A 9,042-nucleotide genomic window follows, 5' to 3' on the forward strand; every position below is an offset into this window, starting at 1 on the left:
AAGCAAAAAAATGCCCGAGTAAGCGTCACTCAAACTCGGGCAACTGTGAAAAGCCTTTATCTAACTTGTGCGGTAGACTCGCGTGTGATTAATCGCGCTTCAAGCGTAACCTGATACGGTTGCTCTTGCGGATCACCAATATGCTCAATCAATTTAGTAACCGCTTGTTTAGTCATTTCTTCAACCGGTTGCGCTATGGTAGTAAGACCAGGCCAAATATGACGAGCGATTGGCGCATTATCAAACCCCGCGATAGAAATATCATCGGGTACTTTAAATTGACGTTGTGTTGCCAATTTTAATACCGCCGCAGCCATGTAATCATTTGATGCAAATACCGCGGTTGGACGTGGGGTTAAGTCTAAAATGCTGCGCGCACTATCGACCCCAGAATGATAACTAAAGTTACCCTCTTCAACCAAACGTTCATTAAATTCAATGCCGTGCGTACTAAGTGCTCTGCGATAACCTTTGAAACGCTGCTCAGTGGCACTGTGATCTGGGTGGCCTTTAATAAACGCGATCGCTTTATGACCAAGCTTAATTAAGTGCTCAGTGATCTCAAATGCGCCCTGCTCATCATTACTGCGTACTGAAATTGAATCGTCTTCAAGCACTGCTGATGCAACTCGTGCATACGGAATTTTTTTACTTTTGAGAAAATCGACTAATACCTTAAAATCTGAAAATGGCGGCGTCAATACCAAGCCATCAAGACGAGAAGATTGTAGTAAATGCTCAATATTACTGATCAACGCATCACCACGTAAATCACATGGGTGGATTAACAAGTTATAGTTGTTTTCTTGACACGCAGCAAGCGCACCGGTTTGCACCCGGGTGATATAACTTTTACTCGGGTTATCGTAAATGCAACCAATAATAAAACTACGATTTTGCGCCAAACCGCGGGCGATCGGGTTAGGAGTGTAATCTAGCTCTTTAAAAACCTTAAGAACTTTTTCACGGGTTGCATCACTAACATTAGGTTCATTATTTAAAACCCGAGACACGGTTTTTTTAGAGACCCCAGCATAACTTGCAACACTATTTATTGTAACTTTCTTCATCCAACCTTCCCAATAACACCCCTATGAGCGATGTATTATGACTGCTCATTGACGTGCAAACATGCAGCAGCACCAATAAGTGGAATATTATCTTGTGTGACTAACGTCACTGGTATTTGGCTCACATACTGCGACATGATCCCTTTAGCACCAAAACGCTCAACAAAACGACTAGCAAGTAAACGAGCTTGCATACGCGGTAAAATACCGCCACCAATATACACACCACCTAACGCACCAAATGCCAGTGCTAAATCGCCTGCGACACTGCCAATCCAATCACAAAATTGATTTAACGTAGCATCGCAAATGGCACATTCACCACTATTTGCTAATTCGCTAATTTGTGCAGCGGTTAAATTCTTAGCATCGACACCTTTTACAGCTGCCATGGCTTGATACAAATGAGCAATACCCGGCCCTGAAAATACTGTTTCGACCGATACGTGTGGCAATAGCTTACGTAACTCGATGATCAGCTGAGTATCTAATTCACTCACTGACGCCAACGTTATATGCCCACCTTCACAACTCAAAACAGCACGTGATTGGCTAGTACGCACTAAACACGCCGCACCAAAACCAGTGCCCGGACCCATGACTGCAATATTTGCATCAGTATCGGCTTGTCCTGCTTTAACTGCAATGTTTTGTTGTGGATCTAAATAAGGTGCTGCATAGGCAAACGCAGCAAAATCGTTGATCACTTCCAGTTGAGCTAAATTAAACTCAGCTTTTACTTGTTCGACACTAAAGTGCCAACCTAAATTAGTTAAATGTACTTGGCCTGCTTTTATCGGTCCAGCCACGGCTAAACACGCGCGTCGAGGTTGAATATGACTAACTTGAGATAAATAATGCGTTATTGCCGCTTCCAATGAACCAAAATTGGCACTGGGAAAAATGATATTATGCTCAATAACGAATTGTTTTTCTTGTAGGTTAAAAGCAGTAATTAAAGCAAAACGGGCATTAGTGCCGCCGATGTCGGCCACTAAGATAGGATCGAATTCTGAATTTGGCTTGGAGTTCATCGTGTTTTCTCTTTTGTCTAAGCGGTTTATATACTTAGCTATAACCGTGCTTATTATTTTAATTTCAATGGTCTTGCTATCGCTATGAGATAAACTTTGAGCTATCACCTCAAAGTAGTTACTCTAGTATAAAAAATGCTGCCCAACTAAATGGGCAGCCAATACGTTTTGACAACAAAATGATAAAACACCCGCATTATGACACCGGTGTCAGGGTTGAATCAATAAAAATTTTAGATTACTGATAAATTACTGATAAATAGCTTGTAAAAATCAGCAAATAAACGAGAATGACACGAGTTATTTGCACTTTAGTTAATTGAAATAGTTAGGTTGTGTATGAAAGGTAAAGCTACATCGTTTGACATTGCACACTACGCAGGGGTATCACAATCCACTGTCTCGCGCGCCTTGCGCAACAGTCCATTGGTTAATGAAGAAACCCGCAAACGTGTTTTTGAGGTAGCCAAACAGCTTAACTACAAAGTAGATAAAAATGCGAGTAACCTTCGAACTCAACAAAGTAGTACATTGGCTTTGTTACTGTTTGAAGATCCCACAGCAGATGAATCACAAATCAATCCGTTCTTTTTAGCGATGCTGGGCAGCATAACGCGTGCTTGCGCAAAAGAAGGGTATGACTTATTGGTATCGTTTCAATCTGCAAGCTCAGATTGGCAAGCGGACTACGAAGACAGTCACCGTGCTGATGGTATTATTTTATTAGGTTATGGCGATTACATTGATTTTCAGCCTAAGTTTAATACCTTGCTTGAACAAAACACCAAATTTGTATGCTGGGGAGCAACGGTAGATAATCGTGCCGATTTAACAATTAGCTGTGATAACTATGGCGGCGGCCAACTTGCTGCTACGCATTTAATTTCCCAAAACCGCACAGACTGCGCTTTTATTGGTGATGCATCTGATCATAGCCCTGAATTTTTTGCCCGTTTTAATGGCTTTAAAGACAAGTTAAAACAACATGCTATTACCTTAAGCGAGCGAAAAATAGCGAATGCGATTTCGACCGAAGAGTCTGGTTATCATGCCACACGTTCGCTTATTGCCAACAATACTACCTTTAATGCCCTTTTCGCAGCTAGCGATCTGATTGCTATAGGTGCAATACGCGCCTTAAAAGAAGCCAATATTAACGTGCCAAAAGATGTAGCCGTGATAGGTTTTGATAATATTTCGATTGCCAGCTATGTAAACCCGCCACTCACAACCATAGAGCAAAACACCACAATTGCAGGACAAATGTTAGTTGAAAACTTACTAAAACTAATTCGTGGTGAACAAGTGCAAAGCACCCTACTAACGCCACGATTAATTGCACGAGGTTCCAGCTAACTACATATATTTTATTACATTATTTACGGTCTTTTGTCCTTATTTTTTTATAATTACACGCTAGGTAAACGTGCTATTAACAGCCAATTCACACGTTAATTTCACATTAGTTTTTTTTATCTGAAACTGAGCATTTTTAGTGTAATTTCTCACTCGTCTTTTTATTAGTTTCTCTCTACAATCGCACTTTTATTTTTGCTCTTAAAAATTCAAGTGAATATCTTATGCTATTAACTATTGTTTATATTATTGGTATTACAGCCGAAGCCATGACCGGTGCGCTGAGTGCTGGGCGCAGAAACATGGATTGGTTTGGGGTTATGTTAGTAGCCAGTGCCACTGCAATTGGTGGTGGCAGCGTACGCGATATTTTACTTGGCAATTACCCTTTAACTTGGGTAAAACATCCAGAATATTTATTGATCACCTGCGTTGCCGGTATTATTACAACTTGGCTTGCAAAATGGGTGGTTAAATTTAAAGGCATTTTTATGCGTTTAGATGCCCTTGGGCTTGCCGCATTTAGTATTATTGGCTGCCAAGTAGGGCTTAATATGGGTTTGCACTATGGTATTTGTGTAGTCGCTGCTATTGTTACCGGCGTATTTGGTGGATTATTACGTGATTTAATTTGTCGCCAAGCGCCGCTAGTATTACATCATGAGCTTTACGCCAGCGTAGCACTGATTGTAGCTTGTTTATATCTAGCACTACACCACTACAACATTGATGACAACATCAGCGTTATTACAAGCCTAGTTGTAGGGTATTTAATACGCATGGCATCGGTACGCTTCAAATGGCGCTTACCGACGTTTAGTTTATTAGAACCAGCTAATTTGAAAAATGAACAGTAAAGGCAGTCGTTTATTAACCCCTGCTCATAAGCTTTTCAATAGTCCAATTACTTTTTAGGCTATTGAAACAGCCAAAAAATATTATTTTCATACGTTAAAACTAAATAGTTTTACCGGCTGTTTTATTTTGAAAGTAATTATTGAGTAATAAAGATTGCAATAAACTTGTACCACTTGATGTTGCCCAATATAAACCAATAGCAGAGGGGAAGTTTATTAAGGTAATAACACAAATCACAGCTGGAATAATAAATAATAAGGTACTGGTTTGCTCAGCAGTTCCAGGCATCATCGCCATAGAAAAATAAGTGATCACACCCACCAACAATGAAAGTGCAATATCGGGTTTTGCTATGCTCGCAATCCACGCAAACTTACTATTAAACACGATTTGTTGAAGAGCTTGAAACGTACCAAAGCCAAATAAACCTTGACCTGCCATATTTAACACACTCTTTTTATCAATAAATTTAATGTTGTGCTTTTTATAGAGCGCCATTGTAGATTTAGCTATTGCACTGGGTTGATCTTTATATTTGTTTTTTATTTCATCAAGCTCAGGCTTTAATACAGCTATCGCCTTTTTGTTACTAACGGTTTTGGCCATCGCTAACAAGTTAATCGGCATTAAAACTAAGCGACCAATTAGTGTAAATAAAATAATAGCTAAAGCTTGGCTTAGCCCGACTTCTTGAGTAAAAAAGGCGATAGACTGCACGATAAAGTTCGTAAAAAAATTCCAAAGTTCCATTTAAACTTCCCTTTCAGTTTGATGTATTAAAAGTAAACACCTCGACATATTATGTCAAGCAGTTTATTAATGTCCATTATCGCGCTGATGAATCTTTTTTAATGATATTTACCAAATAAGGCTATTTTTTATCATGATAAAGACATTTAAACGTTTCTTACTTATGAGCTATATCGAGTTTCTAAAGCTGAGCAAATAACCTCAAGTAAGCGAAGACTGGGAGCTAGTTTAACTCTCGATCACTTATTGCTAACTAATATTTGCACAATAAATTCAAGTAAATTATTCACTGCAGGGAAGATTAACGAATTTTGTATTAAGATCGTTTTCTACCTCAACCCAGTACTTAACTTCTATATTTAACACAGCCTTTGAAACTAATTTCTCCTTAAAAATCATGGGCATGTTGTGAATCTGCTTTTAAGTAGATGACATTTCCTTTAGTAAGCCCAGAGGCGGATAAGCAGTAGTCGTAGTAATAAATAGCAATGTTTTCTGTGATGCACAGAACAAATTCTTTAGTTATTTCACATAAAATCATGAACCTAAATGACACCATCAGTACTTGATAGCATATAGTTATTTAATAAGAGGGTGTTGCAAGCATAGGGTAAGTAAATAAGAAAAAGTGAAACACATTAACGAACCAATGGCATAAAATAGCCCACTCTAAACGCTGAGTTTTATAAAAAATGTATCCATAGCCAAAACCTGCAACAGCTGCCACTAGCATGTAACTAGCTCCAGCTGAAAAGTGTGCGAGTGAAAATAAACCAGTAGTGACCACAGGCGCTAGTAATGCAAACCGAGCCGAGATTATCACTTTCGAAAGCTTAGTTTGTATTATCCCTCTAAATAACGCCTCTTCTGCAACGCAGGTAAAAAATAGATTAATTGCTATAAATAAAAACCAAAATTCGGGTACTTTAGGCGCAAACTCCATAAGGCCCAATATTAAAGCAGTGATGAGTGCAGCTAAAATCGTGATAGCAATAATCAAAAGTGGATGCCCTACCATTATTGGTTTTAGCGTTTTATTTTTTGTAAAAAAATAAGCGCTCAGCATCAAACCCGCTAATGCTTTATCGAAATTAGCATACAGGGTAAATGTAATCGCATTGCTAGTAAGCTGTTCATTAACAACAATAGGCTGGTTATTAAAACCGGGGAACCAATGTAAGGCTAAACCAAGTGAGGCTATTACAAATAAAGGCGTTAAGATACTGCGTATTAACGCAGAGGTTGCAGATACCGAAAAGTGCAATAAGCCTAAATAAAACACAATAACAATAACTGCGTATAAGTTTATATATTCCTGATAATAGGCAGTTATAACACTTAGCAGCAGTAAGTATTGCCAAATTGGTTGGCGTAAAATTACTATCTTACAAAATGGAAAAACGCATAAAATAGATAGCGCTAGGAAACAAAAAGCCATGAATGTGTAATCTTATGTTTTAGATTTTAAAAAGGCTTTTTACTTTAATTAACGCCTTTTACAGATCCGACCAGCAGCATGGCATTTATAAAAGTAAAAAAGTTCTATCCGCTTTTTGCATTTAATATCAATGATACAAAGCACTATAAATGGCATTAGTATCGAAATAAATAACACCATTGAAGTACCAATAGCGCTAAAAATAGGGCTACCACCAGTAACTACGTCCCATTGCTTACATCTGGAAAATTATGGCGATTTTAAATTCAGTACCAATAAGTAATAAAATATAAAAACCGCCAGATACTTGAAGATAACTATTAACGCCATAACTTATTTGTTAGGGCTGTGATTCAAGGGACTGCTTTTCTTTGAGGTAAAGATAAAGTGGAAGCCCAAACGACACACCCACAAACAACGTGCCCAGCACAGCAAAATATCGATATGTCACTTTATTTCTGCGACCATCGACAATGATAAAAACCAACAAAACAACGGCAGACACTACAACATCAAGCCAAGCAAATACGCTGATAGAATTTGTCACCGCATCATTAAACAAGAGACCAAGATCTAAGCCATTTGTAACTACCCAAGGAACAAATGCGCCATAGGGCAATAAAATGCCTAATAAAGTAAGTACTAGATAAAACCTAACCATTTCACCATCCTTGCAACTATTTTTAGTAAGCCATAATCAATCTGTAGAATAACTCGTATTTAATTTATTTTTATTGATAGTTTAACCATAGGCAAGTTCCTATTTTGATTCAATCGGTTACTTCGATTTACGTAAAATATAAAAGGTTGTCATTGCCTCATTGACAGTCTATTTTGACCATGATTTTATCTAACAAGTTAACCGTAGGTTTAGAATAATATTTATTACGGAAGATGAACCATCCACTGCACTTCCTGTTAATTAAAAGCGCATCATAGATGTTGTTGGGCTAGGGATTAGAAAGCTCAGGCTAACCGATTATCTGCTCTTTTCTGGAGCGGAGGTAAAGACTATATTTATCACTACTTTTTTGTCTGCTTTACTTATATTTGAAATATCAAACGGTTCCTATACTTAAATAGCTTTTAACGCTTCTTTTTCTAGCTATTTTTAGCCTGTAGAACACACAACTTAGAAAAATTTAGATAACCATTATCTTCAAGGTTTATATGTACCTGCACTTTTTGACCAAAACAAGTTTCGCAAACAAATAAATGTGATTCAATTATACTCTTATTCTTACTAGCCCAATTTGGAACATCAGATTTCTCGTTAAAATCCACAACCTTTCTAGTTGAGAACTTCCTCCAGGTAGTTAATGCTTCATGGTTGAAGCACAGCCTATCATGAGCAAAACAAGATATAGTTTGATTAGATGTTTCATAATTCGCTAGAGCATATATCAAGCCAATTACTTGATTTAAATTTGACCGTCACGGTATGAGGACGGCCAAAAAAACTCTAATGTCTAATGACAGTAGTTAAGATCAATATATGCTATATTTTTGTGACTAGCTCTGTTTTTACAGGAGCAATTAACTCTTTAAATTTAGGGTGTGTAATTAAATCGCGAATCAAAAGCTGAACAGCAGGTGAAAATTCTTGAGCAACTTGTTGACAGGCTTTATCTGCGACCCAATTGGTTGAAAACTCATGTCTGGTCGATATTTTCACAGCGTTATCATTGTTTGATGATGCCGTAAGTTCAAACATCCATTTCCCATTGCCTATATTGGAGTTGAAGTCTATTTCAGTAAAATGTCCATTTAAAATAATCTCCGATTGCTCTTCGTATACACCTGCAACTTTCAACTCTGAAACAAATGCACTGTGAATGTAACTTTCAAAAGACTCTTTATTAGGAGTCTCAACTGAGCCAGCTCCTCTACATGATATGCCACTTTGTCCTGGCTTTACTGATGTAAATGGCTTAACAGCAACTTGTACACCCTTATAATTTTTAAGTGTCTCTATATTTTCAAACGATGCGCCATATTTTGAGGCATGGAAAGAACAACCTGAAATATATATAGCAGTAATCCCTATAATCATTATTTTTATTGTTTTATGCATTCTACCTTCCCTTTTTGTATTTAAAAAATTCAGTTTACGACCAAATTAAATAAAAAATATAACGAGCCTATAGAATTACTCGTTTTAAATTTATTTTTATTGATGTACCGACCATAGCTGAGTTCCTATTTTGATTCAATCAGTTACTGCTATTTCACGTAAAATAAAGAGGACTTAGCTATGTTTTAATTGTTTTTTGCAAGGTGTTAGAGTGACGTCTTTGAGTGGATAAGCACTTCCCTTTCTTAATGTATCGTGTTTTGCAGTGTTTCTAGAATAAAAAGTAGAATAAAAAGGACAGACACATATTTTGTGTCAGAAAATTTAGCACCTCTTCCGTTGTGGGTAACCGTATCATTATTTTTTTGCACACTGTTAGTTACAAAACTGAGAATTCAGTGGCTTGGAAGGAGTTTTAGGCAAATAAAGGCAAAGCTAGGTCATCACTTTATTTAATATCGT

8 protein-coding genes are annotated in these 9,042 nt (G+C 37.4%); 2 read left to right on the plus strand and 6 right to left on the minus strand.

All coding sequences use genetic code 11. The annotated features are described in order from the left end of the window. Positions 1–56 precede the first annotated feature (56 nt). Both H5203_RS04390 and glk read right to left on the minus strand, forming a co-directional pair. On the minus strand, positions 57–1,070 hold the full coding sequence (locus H5203_RS04390) for a LacI family DNA-binding transcriptional regulator (protein WP_145233466.1): 1,014 nt from the start codon (positions 1,068–1,070) through the stop codon (positions 57–59). 35 nt (positions 1,071–1,105) lie between these two features. Beyond that, positions 1,106–2,104, minus strand: a complete 999-nt coding sequence (gene glk / locus H5203_RS04395; RefSeq protein WP_145233464.1) for a glucokinase — start codon at positions 2,102–2,104, stop codon at positions 1,106–1,108. Positions 2,105–2,443: 339 nt separating this feature from the next. Between glk and H5203_RS04400 the strand changes: the two genes are divergently transcribed. Both H5203_RS04400 and H5203_RS04405 read left to right on the plus strand, forming a co-directional pair. Next, entirely contained in the window at positions 2,444–3,460 is a 1,017-nt protein-coding gene (locus H5203_RS04400) for a LacI family DNA-binding transcriptional regulator (RefSeq protein WP_182819416.1), read from the plus strand. Positions 3,461–3,684: 224 nt separating this feature from the next. Next, the gene (locus H5203_RS04405) at positions 3,685–4,317 is read left to right on the plus strand and encodes a trimeric intracellular cation channel family protein (RefSeq protein ID WP_145233460.1); all 633 of its coding nucleotides are present in this window, start codon (positions 3,685–3,687) and stop codon (positions 4,315–4,317) included. Between the two features lie 100 nt (positions 4,318–4,417). Here the strand turns inward: H5203_RS04405 and H5203_RS04410 are convergent, their stop codons facing one another. The 4 genes from H5203_RS04410 to H5203_RS04425 all read right to left on the minus strand — a co-directional run bounded on the left by H5203_RS04410 (position 4,418) and on the right by H5203_RS04425 (position 8,580). After that, entirely contained in the window at positions 4,418–5,068 is a 651-nt protein-coding gene (locus tag H5203_RS04410) for a membrane protein insertase YidC (RefSeq protein ID WP_182735209.1), read from the minus strand. 583 nt (positions 5,069–5,651) lie between these two features. Beyond that, positions 5,652–6,506: a CPBP family intramembrane glutamic endopeptidase gene (locus tag H5203_RS04415; RefSeq protein WP_182757650.1), complete on the minus strand. Its 855-nt coding sequence runs from the start codon at positions 6,504–6,506 to the stop codon at positions 5,652–5,654. 340 nt (positions 6,507–6,846) lie between these two features. Further along, positions 6,847–7,167, minus strand: coding sequence for a DUF2834 domain-containing protein (locus H5203_RS04420; protein ID WP_145233452.1), 321 nt, complete (start codon positions 7,165–7,167; stop codon positions 6,847–6,849). Positions 7,168–8,004: 837 nt separating this feature from the next. Beyond that, entirely contained in the window at positions 8,005–8,580 is a 576-nt protein-coding gene (locus H5203_RS04425) for a hypothetical protein (protein ID WP_182735207.1), read from the minus strand. Positions 8,581–9,042 lie beyond the last annotated feature (462 nt).

It is taken from the genome of Pseudoalteromonas sp. SG41-1 (assembly GCF_014164575.1).
GTDB lineage: Bacteria > Pseudomonadota > Gammaproteobacteria > Enterobacterales > Alteromonadaceae > Pseudoalteromonas > Pseudoalteromonas rhizosphaerae.

Excerpts from the sequence above, each read along its gene's own strand:
- H5203_RS04390 (WP_145233466.1), bottom strand. The coding sequence starts at position 1,070 with ATGAAGAAAGTTACAATAAATAGTGTTGCAAGTTATGCTGGGGTCTCT.
- glk (WP_145233464.1), bottom strand. The coding sequence starts at position 2,104 with ATGAACTCCAAGCCAAATTCAGAATTCGATCCTATCTTAGTGGCCGAC.
- H5203_RS04400 (WP_182819416.1), top strand. The coding sequence starts at position 2,444 with ATGAAAGGTAAAGCTACATCGTTTGACATTGCACACTACGCAGGGGTA.
- H5203_RS04405 (WP_145233460.1), top strand. The coding sequence starts at position 3,685 with ATGCTATTAACTATTGTTTATATTATTGGTATTACAGCCGAAGCCATG.
- H5203_RS04410 (WP_182735209.1), bottom strand. The coding sequence starts at position 5,068 with ATGGAACTTTGGAATTTTTTTACGAACTTTATCGTGCAGTCTATCGCC.
- H5203_RS04415 (WP_182757650.1), bottom strand. The coding sequence starts at position 6,506 with ATGGCTTTTTGTTTCCTAGCGCTATCTATTTTATGCGTTTTTCCATTT.
- H5203_RS04420 (WP_145233452.1), bottom strand. The coding sequence starts at position 7,167 with ATGGTTAGGTTTTATCTAGTACTTACTTTATTAGGCATTTTATTGCCC.
- H5203_RS04425 (WP_182735207.1), bottom strand. The coding sequence starts at position 8,580 with ATGCATAAAACAATAAAAATAATGATTATAGGGATTACTGCTATATAT.